The sequence below is a fragment of the Williamsia maris genome, from assembly GCF_024171815.1.
In the GTDB taxonomy this organism is placed as follows: domain Bacteria; phylum Actinomycetota; class Actinomycetes; order Mycobacteriales; family Mycobacteriaceae; genus Williamsia_A; species Williamsia_A maris.
The window spans coordinates 801,060-821,087 of record NZ_JAMTCJ010000001.1; the positions used below are offsets into that span (position 1 = coordinate 801,060).

General features: G+C 68.8%; 20 protein-coding genes. 10 read left to right on the top strand and 10 right to left on the bottom strand.

All coding sequences use genetic code 11. The annotated features are described in order from the left end of the window. Positions 1 to 65: 65 nt before the first annotated feature. The 3 genes from stf0 to cysC are packed head-to-tail and all read left to right on the top strand — an operon-like array spanning position 66 to position 3,705. Positions 66 to 869 (top strand): trehalose 2-sulfotransferase, encoded by an 804-nt coding sequence (stf0, locus tag LX13_RS03775; protein ID WP_253659947.1) that lies wholly within the window; start codon positions 66 to 68, stop codon positions 867 to 869. Then, a complete protein-coding gene (gene cysD, locus LX13_RS03780; RefSeq protein ID WP_253659948.1) occupies positions 866 to 1,795 on the top strand; it encodes a sulfate adenylyltransferase subunit CysD in 930 nt (309 codons plus the stop codon). Before stf0 ends, cysD begins: the two co-directional genes overlap by 4 nt. Next, complete coding sequence (gene cysC / locus LX13_RS03785; RefSeq protein WP_253659949.1) at positions 1,795 to 3,705, top strand: adenylyl-sulfate kinase; 1,911 nt, start codon at positions 1,795 to 1,797, stop codon at positions 3,703 to 3,705. The genes cysD and cysC overlap by 1 nt, the downstream gene beginning before the upstream one ends. A gap of 6 nt (positions 3,706 to 3,711) precedes the next feature. On the opposite strand, the gene LX13_RS03790 is transcribed toward cysC, so the two are convergent. After that, positions 3,712 to 4,500, bottom strand: coding sequence for a crotonase/enoyl-CoA hydratase family protein (locus LX13_RS03790; protein ID WP_253659950.1), 789 nt, complete (start codon positions 4,498 to 4,500; stop codon positions 3,712 to 3,714). Positions 4,501 to 4,577: 77 nt separating this feature from the next. Here LX13_RS03790 and LX13_RS03795 point away from each other — a divergent pair, with 77 nt between their 5' ends. After that, a complete protein-coding gene (locus LX13_RS03795; protein ID WP_253659951.1) occupies positions 4,578 to 6,320 on the top strand; it encodes a nitroreductase family deazaflavin-dependent oxidoreductase in 1,743 nt (580 codons plus the stop codon). 9 nt (positions 6,321 to 6,329) lie between these two features. On the opposite strand, the gene LX13_RS03800 is transcribed toward LX13_RS03795, so the two are convergent. The 4 genes from LX13_RS03800 to LX13_RS03815 all read right to left on the bottom strand — a co-directional run bounded on the left by LX13_RS03800 (position 6,330) and on the right by LX13_RS03815 (position 9,317). Beyond that, a complete protein-coding gene (locus LX13_RS03800) occupies positions 6,330 to 7,115 on the bottom strand; it encodes an HpcH/HpaI aldolase family protein (RefSeq protein WP_253659952.1) in 786 nt (261 codons plus the stop codon). A gap of 155 nt (positions 7,116 to 7,270) precedes the next feature. Further along, positions 7,271 to 8,014: an alpha/beta fold hydrolase gene (locus LX13_RS03805; protein ID WP_253659953.1), complete on the bottom strand. Its 744-nt coding sequence runs from the start codon at positions 8,012 to 8,014 to the stop codon at positions 7,271 to 7,273. A 77-nt stretch (positions 8,015 to 8,091) separates the two neighbouring features. Beyond that, entirely contained in the window at positions 8,092 to 8,304 is a 213-nt protein-coding gene (locus tag LX13_RS03810; protein ID WP_253659954.1) for a dodecin, read from the bottom strand. Positions 8,305 to 8,477: 173 nt separating this feature from the next. Beyond that, positions 8,478 to 9,317, bottom strand: a complete 840-nt coding sequence (locus LX13_RS03815; protein WP_253659955.1) for a sulfurtransferase — start codon at positions 9,315 to 9,317, stop codon at positions 8,478 to 8,480. A gap of 126 nt (positions 9,318 to 9,443) precedes the next feature. On the opposite strand from LX13_RS03815, the gene LX13_RS03820 reads away from it, so the two are divergent. The 6 genes from LX13_RS03820 (at position 9,444) to LX13_RS03840 (ending at position 13,811) form a co-directional block, all read left to right on the top strand. Continuing rightward, the gene (locus tag LX13_RS03820) at positions 9,444 to 10,211 is read left to right on the top strand and encodes a DUF1684 domain-containing protein (protein WP_253659956.1); all 768 of its coding nucleotides are present in this window, start codon (positions 9,444 to 9,446) and stop codon (positions 10,209 to 10,211) included. Positions 10,212 to 10,220: 9 nt separating this feature from the next. After that, positions 10,221 to 10,352, top strand: a complete 132-nt coding sequence (locus tag LX13_RS23155; protein WP_301300489.1) for a hypothetical protein — start codon at positions 10,221 to 10,223, stop codon at positions 10,350 to 10,352. A gap of 96 nt (positions 10,353 to 10,448) precedes the next feature. Continuing rightward, complete coding sequence (locus LX13_RS03825) at positions 10,449 to 10,637, top strand: ferredoxin (protein ID WP_253659957.1); 189 nt, start codon at positions 10,449 to 10,451, stop codon at positions 10,635 to 10,637. An 84-nt stretch (positions 10,638 to 10,721) separates the two neighbouring features. After that, positions 10,722 to 11,648, top strand: coding sequence for a TIGR03564 family F420-dependent LLM class oxidoreductase (locus LX13_RS03830; protein ID WP_253659958.1), 927 nt, complete (start codon positions 10,722 to 10,724; stop codon positions 11,646 to 11,648). 166 nt (positions 11,649 to 11,814) lie between these two features. Beyond that, a complete protein-coding gene (locus LX13_RS03835) occupies positions 11,815 to 13,116 on the top strand; it encodes an HNH endonuclease (RefSeq protein ID WP_253659959.1) in 1,302 nt (433 codons plus the stop codon). 119 nt (positions 13,117 to 13,235) lie between these two features. Next, positions 13,236 to 13,811: a GNAT family N-acetyltransferase gene (locus tag LX13_RS03840; RefSeq protein ID WP_253659960.1), complete on the top strand. Its 576-nt coding sequence runs from the start codon at positions 13,236 to 13,238 to the stop codon at positions 13,809 to 13,811. A 32-nt stretch (positions 13,812 to 13,843) separates the two neighbouring features. Here LX13_RS03840 and LX13_RS03845 read toward each other — a convergent pair whose 3' ends face one another. Genes LX13_RS03845 through LX13_RS03865 form a run of 5 tightly spaced genes read right to left on the bottom strand, consistent with a single transcriptional unit; the run spans position 13,844 to position 20,008 of the window. Beyond that, positions 13,844 to 15,448: a dipeptide ABC transporter ATP-binding protein gene (locus tag LX13_RS03845; RefSeq protein ID WP_253659961.1), complete on the bottom strand. Its 1,605-nt coding sequence runs from the start codon at positions 15,446 to 15,448 to the stop codon at positions 13,844 to 13,846. Next, complete coding sequence (locus tag LX13_RS03850) at positions 15,445 to 16,332, bottom strand: ABC transporter permease (RefSeq protein WP_253659962.1); 888 nt, start codon at positions 16,330 to 16,332, stop codon at positions 15,445 to 15,447. The genes LX13_RS03845 and LX13_RS03850 overlap by 4 nt, the downstream gene beginning before the upstream one ends. Continuing rightward, positions 16,325 to 17,323, bottom strand: a complete 999-nt coding sequence (locus LX13_RS03855; RefSeq protein ID WP_253659963.1) for an ABC transporter permease — start codon at positions 17,321 to 17,323, stop codon at positions 16,325 to 16,327. Before LX13_RS03855 ends, LX13_RS03850 begins: the two co-directional genes overlap by 8 nt. Positions 17,324 to 17,327: 4 nt before the next feature. Further along, a complete protein-coding gene (locus tag LX13_RS03860; RefSeq protein WP_372499853.1) occupies positions 17,328 to 18,947 on the bottom strand; it encodes an ABC transporter substrate-binding protein in 1,620 nt (539 codons plus the stop codon). Then, a complete protein-coding gene (locus LX13_RS03865) occupies positions 18,947 to 20,008 on the bottom strand; it encodes an LLM class flavin-dependent oxidoreductase (protein ID WP_253659964.1) in 1,062 nt (353 codons plus the stop codon). Before LX13_RS03865 ends, LX13_RS03860 begins: the two co-directional genes overlap by 1 nt. Positions 20,009 to 20,028: the final 20 nt, after the last annotated feature.

Sequence of the window (20,028 nt, forward strand, 5' to 3'; positions counted from 1 at the left end):
ATTGGCCCAGCGTGAGCCAAAGGTGCTGGTGCGCACCGCAAGTACTCCGTCGTTATCATTCCCCCATGACGTCCACCCCGCGTGCCTACCTGGTGCTCGCGACCCAGCGGAGCGGCAGCACCCTGCTCGTGGAGTCGTTGCGCGCCACCGGGGTCGCCGGCGAACCCCAGGAGTTCTTTCAGTACCTGCCGCACAGCGGCCTCGCCCCGCAGCCGCGGGAGTGGTTCGCCGATGTGACCGACGAATCCATCCTCTCCCTGCTCGACCCACTCGATCCGGGTACGCCCCAGACCGCGACCGGCGACGAATGGGCCGAGCGCATCCGACGCGAGGGATCCACCGCGAACGGCGTGTGGGGCGGCAAGCTGATGTGGAACCAGACACCGCTACTGCTGGCCAACGCGTCCTCGCTGCGCAACCGGTCCAGCGATGACCTGCGCAGCGCCATCGACGACCTCCTGGGTCCCGACGTCGTCTACGTGCACGTCTACCGCACCGACATCGCCGCGCAGGCGGTCTCGATGTGGCGGGCGGTGCAGACGCGGGTGTGGCGCGGCGCCGCGCCTGCGGAGATCGACGAGCGCGCGCAGTATCACGCGGGTGGCATCGCCCATCTGCACGCGATCCTGTCCGAGCAGGAGCGGAGCTGGCGCGCCTGGTTCGACACCGCCGGTGTCGAACCCATCGAGATCGACTACCGGCACCTCGCCGAGGACACCACCGGCGAGGTCGGACGTGTCCTGAACGCACTGGGACTCGACCCCGGGTTGGCCCCGCCCCCGGCACTGACCCGGCAGGGCAACGCACGCTCGATCGACTGGATCGACCGATACCGCCGCGACGCGGCACGAGAAGGAGTGACGGTATGACGATCGACAGCGCGGTGGGCGACACCACCCATGTCGACGAACTCCGGGTGCTGGAGGCCGAGTCGGTCCACATCATCCGCGAGGTCGTCGCCGAACTGGAGCGGCCGGTCCTGCTGTTCTCCGCGGGCAAGGACTCCATCGTCCTGCTCCGGCTGGCCGAGAAGGCCTTTCGGCCCTCGCCGCTCCCCTTCCCGGTGCTGCACGTGGACACCGGGCACAATTTTCCGGAGGTCATCGACTTCCGTGATCGTCGCCTCGCCGACGCCGGCCACACCCTGGTGGTCGCGTCGGTGCAGGAGTCCATCGATTCCGGACGGGCACAGGAGATCGGCGGCCCCAACGCTTCTCGCAATCGTCTGCAGACCCGGACGCTGCTCGACGCCCTCGAGGCCGGTCGGTACGACGCCGCGTTCGGCGGCGCCCGGCGCGACGAGGAACGTGCTCGCGCCAAGGAACGTGTCCTCAGTTTCCGCGACGAGTTCGGGCAGTGGGATCCGCGCGCCCAGCGCCCCGAACCGTGGTCGCTGTACAACGGCCGCATCCGACGCGGGGAGCAGGTGCGGGTGTTCCCGTTGAGCAACTGGACCGAGCTCGACATCTGGCGCTACATCGAGCAGGAGGGACTCGAACTACCGCCGATCTACTTCGCGCACGAGCGCGAAGTGTTCGAACGGGACGGGATCCTGCTCGCGACATCGGAGTTCACCAGTCCCGCCGAGTCGGAGAGCGCCGCCACCGAGTGGGTGCGGTACCGCACCGTCGGCGATCTGACGATCACCGGCGCGGTTCGATCCCATGCCACCGACATCGCCGGGGTGATCGGGGAGATCTCCGCGGCGACGGTGTCCGAACGAGGAGAGACGCGAGCCGACGACCGGACCTCGGTGGCCGCGATGGAAGACCGCAAGCGCGAAGGATACTTCTGATGAGTACTTCCACCACGGACACCGCGACACCCACCACGACCCCGACGCGTCAGCTCCTGCGACTCGCCACCGCCGGCTCGGTGGACGACGGCAAGTCGACGCTGATCGGGCGGCTGATGTACGACACCGACAGCCTGCCGCTCGACCACCTCGAGGCCGTCATCAAGGACGGTGTCCCCGACCTCGCGGCGCTGTCCGACGGTCTGCGCGCCGAGCAGGAGCAGGGCATCACCATCGATGTCGCGTACCGCTTCTTCTCCACCGAGCACCGCAACTACATCCTCGCCGACACCCCCGGACACGAGCGCTACACCCGCAACATGTTCACCGGGGCGTCCACCGCGCACGTGGCGATCCTCCTGGTCGACGCGAGCGCCGGCGTACTGCGGCAGACCCGTCGGCACGCCCGCATCGCGACCCTGCTCAACGTCAAACACCTCGTTGCCGCGGTCAACAAGATCGATCTGATCGACTTCGACGAGGCGCGGTTCCTCGAACTCGAGACCGAACTGCGCGCGCTCGCCGACCGTCTCGGCGCCGACGAGCTGACGGTGATCCCGTTGGCGGCCAAGGCCGGGGACAACGTGGTGCATCGCTCCGCGAACACCCCCTGGTACACCGGCCCCACCCTGCTCGAGCACCTCGAGTCCATCGAGTTGGTCGCACCGAACCCGGTGGCGACCGAGTTGCGGTTGCCGGTGCAGTGGGTGTCGCGGCCGGTGGACGGGGAACGTCGTCGTTACACCGGGCGTGTCTCGGCGGGTACGTTGCGCGTCGGCGACCCGGTGATCGCCCTGCCGTCGGGTTCACGCAGCACCGTCACCGCACTCGACACCCTCGACGACGAGCGCGACGTCGCGGTGGCCCCACTGTCGGTGGCGGTCTCGCTGGCCGACGACATCGACGTGGGCCGTGGCGACGTGATCGTCAGCGGCGCCGACGACGCGCACGCGCCGGTACTGGCCCGCGAACTCGAGGCCACCGTCTGCTGGTTCGGCGACACCCCGTTGCGTGCCGGCGACCGTCTCGCCCTCAAGCACACCGCGACCACCGTGCGCGCGACCGTGCAGGCGCTGTCGTCGCGGCTCGATCCGGAGACCCTCGACGAGCAGGACTCACCGGTCGAGTTGTCGCTCAACGACATCGGCGTGGTCACGCTGCGCACGAGCTCGGTGGTCGTCGCCGACCCGTACGCCGGGAACCGGGACGCGGGCGCGTTCATCCTCATCGACGAGACGTCGAACGACACCGTCGGCGCTGGGACCATCACCACCGCGCGCGAGGTCAAGCCGGGCGCCCAGACCCGCAACGACGTGAAATGGCATCCGTCGGCGTTGAATCGGGCGCATCGCTGGTCCAAGATCGGGCAGTCCGGTGCCACCGTCTGGCTCACCGGACTCCCGGCCTCGGGCAAGTCCACAGTGGCGGTCGCACTGGAGCGCGCCCTGGTCGAATCGGGCCGTACGGCTTACCTTCTCGACGGCGACAACGTGCGCCACGGGTTGTCCGACGATCTGGGGTTCACCCCGGGTGACCGGGCAGAGAACATCCGGCGCGTCGGTCACCTCACCCGTCTGCTCGCCGACGCAGGCGTGGTGGCCATCGCCTCGTTGGTGTCGCCGTTGGAGTCCGACCGCGAGATCGCACGGGCGCTGAACGACGCCGCAGGGTTGCCCTTCATCGAGGTGGCGGTGACCACGCCGTTGGCCGAGTGCGAACGGCGCGACCCCAAGGGTCTCTACGCCCGCGCCCGGGCCGGCGAACTGAAGGGGCTCACCGGGATCGACGCCCCCTACGAGACGCCGCTGAACCCGGACCTGTCGATCGACACGACCGACGCCGACATCGACGACCTGGTCCGTCAGGTGCTCGCGGTGCTCGACGCGCACGAGTCCGACGGAGGTCGTTGAGTCCGTTCAGCGGCCGGTGAAATCGGCGTCACGACGTTCGATGAACGACTGCACCCCCTCGGCGCCGTCCGCGGTGGCGAACAGGCGGGCCACCTCGGGCTGCAGGTGCGCGATCGCCGCGTCGTCACCCTCGCGCCGCGCGCGGTGGGCACCGGCCAGGACCGCGCCGACGCCGAGCGGCGCGGCCTTGTCGGCGATCGTGTGGGCGATCTGGCGGGCACGGTCGATCGGGTGGTCGGCGAGCTCCTGGACCAACCCGATCCGGTGGGCTTCGGTCCCGTCGAACTCGTCGCCGGTGAGCATCCACCGCATCGCGTTGCCCCAGCCGGTCTCGCGCGAGAACCTCAGGGTGGCGCCCCCGAACGGGTAGATCCCGCGCCGTACCTCGAGCTGACTGAAGCGTGCGTCTGGCGTCACCACGCGGATGTCCGCGGCGAGCAGCAGTTCGATCCCCAGCGTCAGCACGCGCCCCTGGGCCGCGGCGACGATGGGCGTCGTCCAGTCGCCGTCCAGGCGCCACGGATCCCGCCCGTCCGACGGGTAGGTGGCAGCGCCGGAGGCGATCGCGGGCCCGACATCGACGAGGTCGAGGCCCGCGGTGAAGTGGTCGCCGTGCGCGAACAGCACGCCGCATCGCAGGTCGGCGTCGGATTCGAGAAGGGCGTAGGCGCGGGAGAGGTCGGCGAGCATCGCGAGGTCGAACGCATTGCGCTTCTCGGGCCGGTTCAGCCCGATCAGCAGGACGTGTCCATCGCGCTCGGTCGTGATCGTCTCGGTGGACGAGGTCTCGGTCATTGGTGGTCCTGTCGCGTCGGTATTTATTATGGCATCATGCATACAACCACAGCATCCCCCACGACGGACGGCCGACGATGCCCGCAGACACGACCACCGACAGCCGCGCGGACACCGCGGCGACGCTGAACGACCCACTGACGCTGCGCTGCGGCCAGGTACTGCCCAACCGGGTGATGAAGGCGGCGCTCAGCGAGGGGTTGGCCACCTCCGAACACGGTCCCGACACCCGTCTCGAGCGTCTCTACTCCCAGTGGGGTGCGGGCGGTTACGGGCTGGTGATCACCGGCAACGTGATGGTGGATCGGCTGCACCTGGGTGAGCCCGGCAACGTCGTGATCGAGGACGATCGCCACCTCGACGGTCTGACCCGGTGGGCGAAGACCACGCAGGACGGCGGTTCCCCGATCTGGATGCAGCTCAATCACCCCGGCCGACAGGCGAACCCGCTGGCGACACGGTCTCGGCCAGTCGCCCCGTCGGCGATCGCGGTGAACATCCCCGGTATCCCCGCGCCGCGCGCGCTCACCGACTCCGAGATCCGCGACATCATCGACCGGTTCGCCGAGGCCGCGGCGGTGGCCGAGAACGCCGGCTTCAACGGGGTGCAGATCCACGGCGCCCACGGGTACCTGATCTCGCAGTTCCTCTCGCCGCTGGCCAATCACCGCACCGACCGGTGGGGCGGCAGCCCGGACGCGCGGATGCGTTTCGTCCTCGAGGTCGTCCGCGCCATCCGGGGGGCGGTCTCCCCCGGATTCGCGGTGGGGATCAAGCTCAACTCCGCCGATTTCCAGAAGGGCGGGTTCGACGAAACCGAATCGCGTTCGGTCATAGAACATCTGGTGGGCGAGAAGATCGACCTCATCGAGATCAGCGGCGGCAGTTACGAGTCACCCGCCATGATGGGGCGCAGCGACGCGGCGACCTCGGAGAGCACCCGCCGCCGAGAGGCGTACTTCCTCTCCTACGCCCACACCGTCCGCAGCGCCGCGGCGGACGTCCCTCTCGCGGTCACCGGTGGTTTCCGCACCGTCACCGCGATGAGTGCGGCCGTGAGCTCGGGTGACTGCGACGTCGTCGGCCTGGGCCGACCGACCGCGATCTCCCCGACGGCGGCACGGTCGGTGATCGACGGTCACTCCGAGCGGCTCGAAGCACCCGCGATCTCGCTGGGGTTGCCGTCGAAGCTGGCGGCGACCAGCGCGGTGCGGTCGTTGGACGGGGCGCTGGACCTGCAATGGCACACCGATCAACTCCACCTGATCGGGTCCGGTGGGACACCCGACCCGGATCGGTCCGCCTGGCGCACCGCGGCGACCATTCTGCGGCGCAACGGCTTCGACGCATTCCGCAGCCGACGCGGCGGCGGTTCGGCCGTCCCCGACCAGGCGGCGCTGACTCGGAAGTTCCGGCGGGAGCGGGCCATCGGGCGCTACGTGGCCAACCCTGCGATGCGCGGGCTGACCGCCGCGGGGATCCGGACGTCGTTGATGACCGACATCGAGACCACCGGACGCAGCACCGGTCTGCTGCGGCGTGTTCCCGTGTCGGCCACTTTCGACGAGGCCGGCGCATGGATCATCTCCCAGCACGGCACCCGCTCCGGCTGGGGCGCCAACATCACCGACAACCCCACGGTGCGGGTCCGCCAGGGCACGCGGTGGCGTTCGGCCATCGCCACGTTCGTCCCCGAGGACGATGTCATCGCCCGCGCACGCAGTTTCTCCGACAACCCCGTCCTCGGACGACTGATCGGCTCGACCTTCCGGGCGCTGCAGACCACCCCGGTCTCGGTACGCGTCACCTTCACCGACTGAGCCGGTCCCTCAGCGCAGTTGGTCCACCGACTGCCTGGCCTGGGCGGCGTGGAGGTGGGTGGCGGCGCTGATCTCGAGGTGGGTGAGGTCGTTGGCGATGCAGGCGAAGGTGTAGCCCCGGCTCATGCGGTGCGCCGCGGTGAGACCGTCGGGAGCGTGGATACCGGCGGCGACGCCTGCGGTACGGGCGGCGTCGGCCACCGACCGCAGTGCCTGCTCGTACTCGTCGTCGACCGACGGGTCGTAGGGGAACGCGCCGCCGAGCGCGATGGACAGATCCGACGGTCCGACGTACACACCGTCGAGACCGTCGACGGCACAGATCGATTCGATGTTCCGCACCGCCTCGAGCGTTTCGATCATTGCGATGACGAGGGTGGAATCGTTGGCGTCGGCCGGTCGCGGTCCGATGCGCAGGGCCGAGCGGGCGGGCCCGTAGGACCGGACTCCCTGGGGCGCATAGCGGGTCGCGGCGACGGCGTGCGCTGCCTGTTCCGGGGTGTTGATCATCGGGACGATGACGCCGACAGCGCCCGCGTCGAGGGCGCGCTCGATCAGTCGTTCGGAGTTCTCCCCCACCCGCACCATGCCGACGGCGGAGCGCCCCGCGTCGATGGCGAGTATTCCGTTGAGGATTCCCGCATAGCCCATCATCCCGTGCTGCTCGTCGAGACAGACGAAGTCGTAGCCGAGTCGTGCGATCCGTTCGGTCGCCGGCGGCGCGTCGAGCGTCACCCAGTAGCCGATGGAGTCCTCGCGATTGCGAATGCGTCGAGCGAATGTGATGGCGTCCACGATTGAGACCTCTCTATTGCGTAGGTCTCACTGTGGCGTCATCGAGGCGCCGCGTCAACGAGTTGCCACTGAACATAATGAACTCAATGACGACGAGTGCGGTGGCGGCGCAGTAGGTTTGGGCTGTGCGCCTTGTGCGCACGTTCAGCGGTGTGTCACAACGAATCCCAGAACGCGGTCAGCGCTGCCGCGCCGCGGTGCGGATCCTGCACCATCCACCAGTGGCCGAGTCCGTCGAGCACCTCCGTCCGCGCTCCGGCGCGATCGGCTGCGCGCCGACGTATGTCTTCGGTGCCGACGTAGTGATCGTCGGTGGCGAGCAGACACAGTCCTGGACGAGCGGCCGCGCGTTCGAGATGTCGACCGGCCTCAGACAACACGGGGTGCCGGGCCGACCGGTAGAGCAGCAGCAGAGCCCGACCCATCTCTGGCCCCTGGTCGGCCGCGACCTTCGCCGCGACCGGCGGTGTCATGCCCAGCGTGATCATGTTCTCGGTGCGCTCGTCGAGCGTGCCGCCCATCATCGCGTCGACGAGACGTTCACCGTCTCCGGGCGTCTGCCAGACACGGGCGACGTCGTGCCAGACGTACTCCGGGTCGAAGACGCCGATGATGTCGGTGGCCCAGCTGCGCACGAGCTCCGGTCGATGCATCATCAGGGTGACGACGTGGTTGCCGCCCCAGTCGTGTCCGACGAGGTCGATCGGACCGTCGATGCGGGTCAGCTCTGTCTCCAGCCAATCGCGGTGGTCGAGGAAGCCGCCCGGCCAACCGTCGGGCAGGGGCGCACCGAACCCCGGCGGCGACAATCGGATCACGTCATCGCGGTCGAGCGCCTCCGCCAGCGGATCCCAGACCGCATCGGTCTCCGGGTTTCCGTGCACGAGAACGACGGTCATGACCGCATGGTGGCACAGACGGTTCGTCGGCGTGTGTCACTCCGACGATCCACCTGCGCGTTCCGCGACCGATGAGGTCAGGACTCCTCGAGCTTGAACCCGACCTTCAGCGTCACCTGGAAGTGGGCGACCTGACCGTTCTCGATGTGTCCCCGGGTCTCGACGACCTCGAACCACTCGAGATTGCGGACGGTGCTGCTGGCGCGGGTGACGGCACCCTTGATGGCGTCATCGATGCTCGACGTCGACGATCCGACGATCTCGGTGATGCGGTAAACGCTGTCGCTCATGATGATTCTCCCTGTGTGGCGGGTGGCTACGGTCGTGCGCGACCTCCGGCCGCGCCCGCGTCTGGACATCGGCAACAGGTCGTACCTGGCGCTCTTTCACCCTAGGTCGGCCCGACGAACAGCCGCAGCGTTCTGGTCGGGCTGATCCGATCGCTGACAGACCTAGGAGTCGATCAGCCCGGTTCGTCACCGGTGGCGGCCGGGCGACGGGGATCGGCCGACCACTGCGACCACGATCCGGGATAGAGCGTGGCGTCGATGCCGGCGATGGCCAGAGCGGCGATCTGATGTGCGGCGGTCACGCCGGACCCGCAGTAGACCGTGGTCGGGGTGCCCGGCTCGACCCCCAGCGCGGCGAAGCGAGTACGTAGCTCCTCCGGTGAACGAAACCGGCCCTCGCCGTTCAGATTGTCCGACGTGGGCGCGCTGAGGGCGCCCGGGATGTGACCTGCGCGTGGATCGACGGGCTCGTTCTCGCCGCGGTAGCGTTCGCCGGCGCGGGCATCGAGCAGGATCCCGTCGGTGGTCGCGACCTCGTCCACGTCGACGGTCGGGGCATGCCCGGCCGCGAGTATCACGCCGCCCTGCGAGGACGCCGTCTCGTCACCGGACGCGAGGTCGAATCCTGCGTGTCGCCAGGACCGCAGGCCACCGTCGAGTAGGACCACATCGGTCAGACCCGCCCACCTCAGCAGCCACCAGGCACGAGCCGCCGCCTGGTTGCCGTTGTCGTCATAGGCGACGACGGTGGAGTCGGCGTCGATGCCCCATCGACGCGCCGTGTCCTGCAACGCAGCGATACCCGGTAGGGGGTGCCGTCCGTCCTGCGGTCCGGCCGGCGAGGCGAGGTCGCTGTTCAGATCGACGTAGATCGCGCCGGGGATGTGGGCGTCGCGATAGTGCTCGTCGCCGCGGTCATCGCCGAGTTGCCACCGCACGTCGAGCAGAACCGGCGGGTCGGTTCCCGCGAGACGGGTGCGGAGTTCGTCGGCGGTGATTGTCACATCGGTCATTGCGTGATGATGCCAGTGCGCCGACGAGCGGACCAGGGCGCGCAGTCGGTCGGTGCGGGCGGAAGGATCTGTCGACGCACGACGTTGGATGCGGCTGAGCAGTTCTACGCCCACGAGAGGATGACCGTGACGATCACCCAGGACACCGACACCTTCACCACCGACTGGCAGCGCTGGCATGCCCAGCGGGTCGGTGCCGCGAAGGCCGCCTACGGCCTTGCTGCGGTCACAGGGACGCATTGGCTCGGTGCCGAACCCGCCGAATACCCCGGCGTCCCGGGCCGGTGGTCGGTGCGCGACGGTCGAGTCGTAGGAACCGATGTCGTCGGCGCGCCCCTCGACCTCGAGGTCGGTACGGCGTGGCGTCTCGGCGAGACGGACCTCGAGGTACGGGTGTTGTCCCGGGGTGATGACGTGGCCATCCGCGTCGTCGACCCCGCCGCCGAGACGCGGTCCGCGCTCGTCGACATCGACGCCTACGAACCCGATCCGGCCTGGGTGGTGCAGGGTCGGTTCGCCCCTGCCGACGCCGGCGCGACCATCACCATCGACCACGCCGACGGCGCGGTCCTTGACGATCCGCTCGCAGGCCGCATCGAGGTGGAGCTCGACGGCGAGACGCATTCCCTCGCGGCGTTCCCGCAGGCGGACGGCGGCCTGCAGGTCTCGTTCAGCGACACGACGAGCGGGTCGGAGACCGCCCGGTTCCGGTTCGTGACCACGACGGCGCCCGATGACCAGGGCAGGGTCTCGATCGACTTCAACCGTGCCTACCTGCCGCCGAGCACGTTCACGGCCCACTACCTGTGCCCGCTGCCCCCTGCGGGGAACCGGCTCGCGACCGCGATCCGGGCCGGCGAAAAGCTCCCTCGGACCAGCGCCGACGACGCGTAACATCACGCGATGACCGACAATCGCTCCGACCACCCGTCCGATCCCGACGACGTCGAGAAGAACCCGCCGGGCCCGGCCGACCACGGCGGTCATGGTGGCATGGCCACCCGCGAGAACAGCACCACCGACGACGAGGACTGAGTCGGCGTCCGACTTACGACCTCACTCGTCGTAACCCTTCTCCGCACGCCTGATCTCGGTTGCAATCGACCTCCACCCATGTGAGAGGCCGAGGACTTGGACGTCACGATCGTTTCTGGCGCGTGCATCGGCAGCGGGCAGTGCACGCTGCTGGCGCCGCGCGTGTTCACCCGACGCGACGACGGGACGGCCGACGTGGCGCAGGCCCGTCCCTCGAAGGGGCAGCAGCGCCGAGCGGTGAAGGCCGCCGAGCACTGCCCGGAACGGGCGATCACCATCGCCTGACGGCGTGGGTCCGCATCTGAAACCACCGTGATCGGAACGCCGCGGAGCCGGAATCCCCCGTCGCCACGCGTGGTTGGACCCCGCATGACCCTGGGCGTGGCTCTCAATCCGTCAGGTACCGCCAACGCGGTCGACTCCACCGTGGCGCTGGCCCGTGAAGCAGCCGAGGCCGGCTTCGGCTCGGCGTGGTTCGGTCAGCGCCTCGACTACGACGCCATCACCCTTGCCGGCGTCGTCGGTCGCGAGGTCCCGTCGCTGACCGTCGGCACGTCGGCGGTGCCCATCTTCGGCCGGCATCCGCTGCTGGTCGTGTCGCAGGCGCAGACGGTGCAGGCCGCGACGGGCGGACGGTTCCAGCTCGGGTTGGCGCTCGGGGCACCGCATCTGGTCGAGGCCGCCTTCGGCATCCCCTACGAGCGACCGGTCGACCGTGTTCGCGAGTTCCTGACCGTTGCACGCTCGCTCGTGCAGACCGGGACCGCCGACCACCACGGCGAACTGATCACCGCCGCCCCGCCGCTGTCGACGACGGTCGGCGGCGCGGGAACGGACCTGCCGCTGTTGGTCGCGGCCATGGGTCCCAGGGCATTACGCGCCAGTGGCGAGCTCGCGGACGGGATCCTGCCGTTCCTCGCCGGTCCGCGCACCCTCGACGAACAGATCATCCCCACGGTTGATCATGCCGCCCAGGACGCCGGTCGGCCGTCGGTCCGCGTGATCGCGTTCGTCGCCGCGGTAGTCACCGACGACATCGAGGCCGGGCGATCCGCGGCCGCGACGTCGATGTCGTTCTACGACGCCATCCCGTCGTACCAGAAAGTGGTGGCCGCCGAGGGTCTCGAGAGCGCGGCCGACCTCGTCCTGGTCGGATCGGCCGAGCATGTCCGGGCCGGTATCCGGCGCTACTTCGATGCCGGCGCAACCGAAGTGGTGGTGACCCAGACCGATCTGCTGGGCAAGAACGTACAGCGAGAGACCATCGCCGGCCTGGGCGGCCACGCCGGCACCTGAAGCTGCGCAAGCCCCTGTGGACAACCCCTGCTTGTCTGCCTGCGTTGTCGGGGCTTGGGTGTAGCCTGTTGCGCGTTTCGGGCTCATCACCGAAATTCACTCACGTTCAACAACATTCACTGAAATCAACCCTTGCACTCCGTTCGAACATGTGTACGATGGAGTCATGAGTCGGGGGACGCTGATCGAGATCGCCAACGATCTGGTCGATCAATACGGTTGCAGGGAAACAGTTGTCGACGACGTAGACGATCTGATCGTGGATTCGCTCAGGGGTGCGGTCGCGTTACGTGCGGTCGCTGACGACCTCATGGCGAGGTTGACCGCCCAGGCCGAGCGGGTCGGGCTGTCGAAACGGGCGGGGATGTCGCTACGGGAGTGGTTGTGTACCAATGGTGTCGCGCCCGCGGTCGCAGCCCGGTTGATCCGACTCGGTCGGGCGATCCAGGTACTGCAACGGCTGGCGCGGCACAGTCGTGACGGGAGCCTGTCCGCGGAACATCTCGATGCCGTCGCACGGGGAGTCGAGCACGTGGCCCACCGAACCGGAGAACCCGTCGACTCCGCTGCGATCGATCAACTCGAGGGCAGTCTGATCGGACGCGCCATCGCCGGGATGGCACCCGCGGAGATCGTCGAGCACGCACGTGCGATTGCCATCGAGAGAACTGCGCAGCGGGACGATCCGGGGAATGACGAGGCCCCCGACCGACTGCCGTCCGCGGAGGACTCGACGATGAACGAGCTGGGGTGGAATCAGACCGGTGACGGCCGTTTGCACGGCATGTTCGATCTGGACGCACTGACCGGGGAACGATTGATAACCGCGCTCGACACCGCATCTCGCCCGCGCCCCGAGCCCAACGGGTCCGACGACCTTCGTCCGATCGGTCGTCGTCGCGCGGACGCCTTCGCCCAGCTGCTCGAGTGCGGAGTCCGCGGTCTGGCGCCGGATGCGTTGTCCGCCCCGCCACGTACCGAGGTGATCGTGACCCTTCCGCTGGGCGCGGAGGGTACCGGCGGCGACGCCGCCCGCCTGCAGTGGATGGGGCCGATCACCGACCGCACCGCGCGATTGGCCGCCTGCGACGCGGGCGTGACGTCAGTCGGCCTCGACATCAACGGGGTGCCACTGGACATCTCGATCACGAAGCGGTTGTTCACCGGCGCGGTTCGTAAGGCCGTCCACGTCCGCGACCAATGCTGCGTGAAATGTGGCGGGCCCGCGTCGTGGACCGATGTGCACCACATCAAGCGCCACGCCGACGGTGGAGCCACAACACTCGACAACGGCTGCCTGCTGTGCCGTACATGCCATACCGCGGTTCACCACGCGGGATGGGACATCATCATGGGCCCCGACCGCCATCCCTGGCTCATCCCACCTGCGAGCGTCGACCCGAGACGCCGAAGACTTCCTGCCTACAACCGACGAACGATGCGACTCGACGATCCCGTCGCCGCCTGACCCAGACCATCCGAATACATGCGCCCGCCCAGGCGGGACCGCATCAGCACCTTGACAACTCCACAGAGTGAACCGGCCGAATGGTTGCGGAGCCGGGGGTGATCGACCACTGTGTTCCCATGACCTGGGAGACGCATCCGGTCACCCCCGACCGCTTCGATGACTTCGCCGACGTGATCAACCCGAATCGCCGCGCGACGCACTGCTGGTGCCTGTCGCACCGGATCCAGCCCGCGGAGATCGAGGAACTGGGCGACGGGAGTCGTGAGCAGGCGATGCGTCGTCTCACCGAACGTGAGCACCCGCCCGGGGTCGTCGCCTATCGCGACGGCGTCCCTGTTGGCTGGTGCAACATCGGGCCCCGATCGGAGATACCGCGACTGGTCAAGAGTCGGCTCATCCGTCCCATCGACGACGTGCCGGTCTGGAGCATCATCTGCGTCGTCGTGCGCAGCGGGCATCGCAAGCAGGACGTGACCAGCAGACTGATCGAGGGCGCGGTCGAGTTCGCGGCATCGCACGGCGCACCCGCGGTGGAGACGTATCCGGTCGACCCGCCGGGCCGGATGGATCTGACGATGGCGTTCGTGGGTACGCGATCGATGTTCGAGAACGTCGGCTTCGAGGTCGTCGGTCAGACCGACGCCGTCGCCTCGAAGATGCCGCGGCTGATCATGCGGCGACAGCTCGTCTGACCGCTGACCGCTGACCGCTGACCGCCGACGCCTCAGCCGGTGGTGGTCCGCGCCTGTCCGGGGACGGCACTGCGCAGCTCGCGGGTGTACGGGTGCGTGGGCGTATCGAACACCGACGACACCTCACCGTGCTCGACGATCTGCCCGCCCCGCATGACCGCGACCTCGTCGCTGATCTGCCGGACCACGGCCAGATCGTGCGAGATGAACAGGTACGTCAGCCCGAGGTCGCGTTGCAGCTCGTCCAGCAGCTCGAGGATCGTCGCCTGCACCGACACGTCGAGCGCGGACACGGGCTCATCGAGGATCACCAGATCGGGCTCCAACGCGAGTGCCCGCGCGATCGCAACGCGCTGACGCTGCCCCCCGGAGAGGCGGGCGGGCCGACGGTCGGCGACGTCGCCCGAGAGTGACACGCTTGCGAGGAGTTCGGCGACCCGCGTCCGGCGACCGGCCCGGTCGCCGATACCGAAGGCTCGCAACGGCTCCGCGACGATGTCGCCGACGGAGAGGCTCGGGTCGAGCGACAGATACGGGTTCTGGTGCACGAACTGGACCCGACGACGGAAGTCCCGCAACTGCTTGCCGCGCGCGGAGCTGATGTCGGTGTCATCGAACCGAACCGATCCCGTGGTCGGTGTCTCGAGCCGCGCGGCGATGCGCGCGGTGGTCGATTTACCCGACCCGCTCTCCCCCACCAGCGACACCGTCTGCCCGCGCCGGATCTCCAGTGACACACTGTCGACCGCGACGAGCTTCTCGCCACCGGCCCGGAACGTCTTGCCCACGTCCTGTAGCGAGAGCAGGGGCGATCCGTCCACCCGCGGCGCCGTCCGACGGGTCCGCGGCTGAGAGAGACTCGGAGCCGCGGCCAACAGGTGCGCGGTGTACTCGTGCGCCGGCGAGGTCAGGATCTGTGCCGTCGGACCGTCCTCGACGATGACGCCGTCACGCAGCACGACGATGCGGTCGGCCCGATCGGCCGCGACCCCGAGGTCGTGGGTGATGAACAGGACTGCAGCGCCGGTGGAGTCGACACGCTCGTCGAGGTGATCGAGAATCCGCTTCTGCACGGTGACATCGAGTGCGCTGGTGGGCTCGTCTGCGATCACCAACTCGGGCGAGCACGCCAGCGCGATACCGATGAGGACGCGCTGCCGCTGTCCACCGGACAGCTCCGACGGGTGCTGCCGGGCGCGGATCTCCGGGCGGTCGATACCCGCCTCGTCCAGGATGCGGATCGCGTCGAGGGCCGCGGTACGACGGTTGGCCCGACCATGGATCCGCAGGATCTCGGCCACCTGGTCGCCGATGCGCCGCACCGGGTTGAGTGCCGACGTCGGATCCTGCGGGACGACACCGATGTGCGAGCCGCGTAGTTTCTCCAGTCGGCGCACGGGCGCGGAGTCGATGCGCTCGCCGTCGAACCGGATCTCTCCGCCGACGACCTCGCCGCCCGCCGGGAGGAGTCCCACCACCGCGTGCGCCAGAGTTGTCTTACCCGAACCGGATTCACCGACCAGCGCAACGACCTCACCCCGCTCGACGGTGAGGTCGACACCATGCACGACCTCGGTCTCACCGTAGGCGACCCGCAGCCCGTTGATCACCAGCAGCGGCTCGCGCTCGCGGGTCACGATCGACGCTCCTGGACGGCGCGACCGAGGCGATGGGCGCTGAGCACGACGGCGATGATGACCAGACCGGGCACGGTGGTCAACCACCACGCGGTCGCGAGATAGTTCCGGCCCTCCGACACCAGTGATCCCCATTCCGGTGTCGGCGGTTTGGCGCCGTAGCCCAGGAAGCTCAGGGCCGACACGGCGAGAACCGCCATCCCGAACTGGACCGCGGCGAGACCGATGACGGGCGCATACGAGTTGCGCAGGATGTGGTGGATCAGGACGTGGGGCCACCGCGAACCGACCGCGAACGCCGCCTCGACGTAGGGAGCCCGTCGCACCCGCAGCACCTCCGAACGCATGACCCGGGCGAAACTCGCGACCATGGTCACGCCGACGGCGATCGCGACGTTGATGGTGCCGAACCCGAGAGCGGTGACCAGGGCCAGCGACAGCAGCAGCAGCGGGATCGACAGCAGCACGTCGACGACGCGCATCAGCAATGCATCGACCGCTCCACCGATCGCGCCGGCCAGCAGCCCGATCAGCGACCCGACGACGAGTGCGATGCCGACGGCGAGCAGCGTCGCGGTCAGCGACAACTGCGACCCGTGGACGACGCGGGTGTAGACGTCGCGCCCGATGTTGTCGGTCCCGAACCAGTGCGACGCACTCGGCGGTTGCAACTTGTCACGTGGGGTGCCGGTGAGCGGATCGCCGCTCGCGAACAGCGACGGCAGCAACGCCCACCCGATGACGAGGAGCACCACGAGACCTGACAGGGCCACCGACACGCGCCCACCCCACTGCGACAACGACGGTCTCCGGACGCGGCGCGTCGGTTGCGCCGGTGTCGGCTCGTCGAGCCGGGGCGGATCGATCACCAGATGGTCAGACATGAGCCTCCTCCGACGTCTCCTCGGTCTTCGTGGTGGCGGACTCGCGGCGACTCCGCTTGCCCTCGATGATCCGCGGATCGATGAACGGGTAGACGATGTCAACAGCCAGGGTCACGACCACGTACACCAGCGACGTCAGCACGACGACGCCCTGGACGACCGGGATGTCCTGCGACAGAACCGATGTCTGCGTCAACCGCCCCACCCCGGCCCGCGCGAACACGGTCTCGACCACCACCGACCCGGCCAGCAGTTCGCCGACGAGGACGCCGGCGATGGTCAGCGTCGGCACGGTGGCGAGGCGGAACACGTGCCGGGTGTGGATGTACCAGCGCGACGCGCCCTTGGTCGCCGCGACCTCGACGAACGGTTCACGCCAGGTCGAGATCAACGAGTTGGCCAGTACCTGCGCGATCACTGCCCCGGTCGGAATGGCCAGGGTGATCGCGGGCAGCACCACCGCCGCCGGCGTGCGATCGCCGAATGCCGGGAACACCGGGAGCCCGAACGAGAAGCACTGCAGCAGGATCAGTCCGACCCAGAAGGTCGGGACGGCCACGCCGAGGGGTGGCAGAGACAGCAGCAGGGTGCGCAGCCAGCGGACGCGGGTGTAGACACCGAGGAATGCGAGCAGACCGCCGCCGACGACGGCGAGGGCCAAGGCCGTCGTCGCGAGCGCGAGGGTGCTCGGGATCGCGGCCGCGATGGCGCCGGTCACCGTCTGTCCGGTCGAGATGGAGAACCCGAGGTCGCCGCGGACGGCGTGCGTGAGTGCCATCCAGTACTGCTCCCACACGGGCTGGTCGAGGCCGTAGCGGGCCTGCAGCTCGGCGATCGCCGCCTTGTCGACCGGCGTGCCTGCGCCACCGCCCTCGGCGGCCAAGCTGACCGGGTCCGACGGCAGCAGGAACAGCACGATGAACGACACCGTGAACGCCGCCCACAGCACGCCGATCGCCTGCAGCACACGCAGAATCAGATATCGGGCCATGTCGTCAGCCTCCGTTCACCCAGGTGTCGTAGAACTGCAGCCGGGCCGACGCGTCGAAGGTGACGGCGTGCGCTCGCGGCCCAACACCGATCGCCTGGGACAACTCGATCGTGGGGATCCACAGGCCGTCGTCGAGGATCTGCTGCTGCGCCTGCGCGAAGAAGCGATTGCGCGCGGCGACGTCGGTGGTCGACAGCTCCCCCACGAATGCCTGCTCCAGCGCCGGGATCGGCGCGGGCTGCTGGTTCAGGTTTCTCTGATCCACCGAGAACGACGTCCGCAGGATGTCACCGTCGCCACGGGTCGAGTTGTAGTACGTGGCGTCGAAGTCGCCGCTGTTCTGCCGCGATGTCGACTCGGGTAGCGACACCAGGTCGAGCTGCGCGTCCACCCCGACCTTGCGCAGCTGCTGCTGCACGAGTTCGAGGATCGTCTGGTTGCCTGCGAACACCGCGCTGAACAGGATGGAGAAGCTCAGACGCGTGCCGTTCTTCTCCCGGACCCCGTCCGATCCCGGCGTCCAGCCGGCCTGCTGCAGTATCGATTTCGCGCGCTCGGGGTCGAAGGTCACGTCGGCAGAGCGCTGGTAGCCCGGGGTCTTGACCGACAGCACACCCGTCGCGGGAAGGAAGTCCTTGCCGAGGACGGTGTCGACGAGTTCCTGGCGGTCGATGGCCGGGATCAGCGCGCGTCGCACGGCCGGATCGGCGAGGACCCCGCGCGAGACGTTGGGTTGGATCCCGAACGTCACACCGGGATTCGGCGTCGTCCGGATGGAACCGCCGGTGTTCTCGATCAACGGCGCGTCCTGCGGCAGCGCGTCGCTCACGGCGTCGAGCTGACCCGAGGACACACTGCCGGTGCGCACACCGGACTCCGGGACCACGGTGAACTGGATGGCGTCGAGATACGGCTCCCCGGTGTGTCCGAACGCGGCCGAGCCCCAGGCATATCCGGCCCGGCGGACCAGCTTGGCCGAGCGGTCCTGCTGGTAGTCGGCGTAGGTGAAGGGCCCGGACCCGACGATCCCGGATTGGCACCGGGTCTCGGCCGACTCCGCGTTCGTCGACGCCGCGAGGATGCCGAGCTGTGGTGTCGACGACGCCTGCAGGAACTGCGCATTGGGGGTGGCGAACGTGACCCGCACGGTGAGGGGGTCGACGACGGTGGTCCCGGTGTACCCGGCGAGGTAGCTCGCAGGCAACGGCGCCTTCACCCCGCCCAGCTTCTTCACGATCGCGTCGAAGGTGCGCTGCACCGCGGTGGCGTCGACCGGGGTGCCGTCGCTGAAGGTGACTCCGGGGCGCAGGCGGAAGGTGAACTCGCGCGAGGTGGGATCGACCTGCCAGCTCTGCGCGAGCCACGGGACGATCTCGCCGGTCTTCGGGTTCTGATCGGTCAGGGAGTCGACGACCTGCCGGGTCACGTAGATGGTCTGATTGCTCGACGACTGCGCGGGATCGGCACAGGTCGGCGCCAGCGAGAGACCGTACTTCAGGGTGCCCCCGCGCTGGGGCGGACCGCTGTCGTCACCGGAGACACCGGTGCCCGCGCACGCCGTCGCGACGGCGGTGATCAGACCGAGCGCACCGACAGCGACCAGTCGCGTCCGGCGCGTGCCGATCACATCCCCACCAACGACGCCGAGCCGATGGGGCGGCTCGAGATCTGCGACCGCAGGACGGGGGCGACGTCGGACTGGAACAGTTCGACACTGCGCCGGTGGTCCTGCGCGGTCAGTCCGTCGCCGTCGGCGGACAGGTGCGTGATCTCGTGCCCGAGACGGTCGTGGTAGCGGCCCACCTTGTCGATGACCTGCTCCGGGCTGCCGATCAGGGCGGAACTGCGCTCGACGAAATCGGCGAGGTCGCCGAACACGACCGGCAGTCCGGTGCGCTGCGCGAAGGCGTGCCGCGCGGCGAAGATCGGCTCGTAGGCGGCCAGCGCCTCCTGCGAGGTGGGGGCGACGAAGAACCCGGCGGTGCCCGCGCCGACGAGGGCGTCGGCCGGGTCGTGCCCGTTGTCCGCCCAGGAGCGGCGGTAGTGGTCGATCAGCTCCGCATAGGGCTCGATCGGGTAGGTGACGTTGGCCGAGAACACCGGGTCCCCGTGCCGCGCCGCCACTTCCACCGAGGCGGTGCTCGTCGCGCTGCCGTGCCAGATCCGGATGTCGGACTGCAGCGGCCTGGGCAGGACCTTCGCGTCGGACAGGGACGGTCGGAACTGCCCGCTCCACGTGACACTGTCACTCCGCCACAGCGCGCGGAAGAGGTCATATCCCTCGCGGTTGCGGTCCCACTGGTCGTCCGGGGTGACGTGGAACAGCTCGGCCTGCGCCGCACCGTTCCCCTTGCCGATGATCAGCTCGAGCCGACCACCGGACAGGTTGTCGAGCGTCGAGTAGTCCTCGACGGCGCGTACCGGGTCGAGCAGGCTCAGCGTCGTCACCGCGGTGAACAACGCGATCCGGTCGGTGAGCGCGGCGATGTGGCTCAACACCACCGGTGGCACCGAGGAGATGAACGGATCCTCGTGCCGCTCACCGACGGCGAAGCCGTCGTAGCCGAGTTCCTCACCGAGACGCGCGGTGTCGATCACCCGGCGAAGCCGCTCGGCGGGCGATTCCCGGACACCGGTGATCGGATCGGGCTGGTGGGTGATCAGGGTCATCAGCAGAAACTTCACCCGAGCACCGCGCCATCACA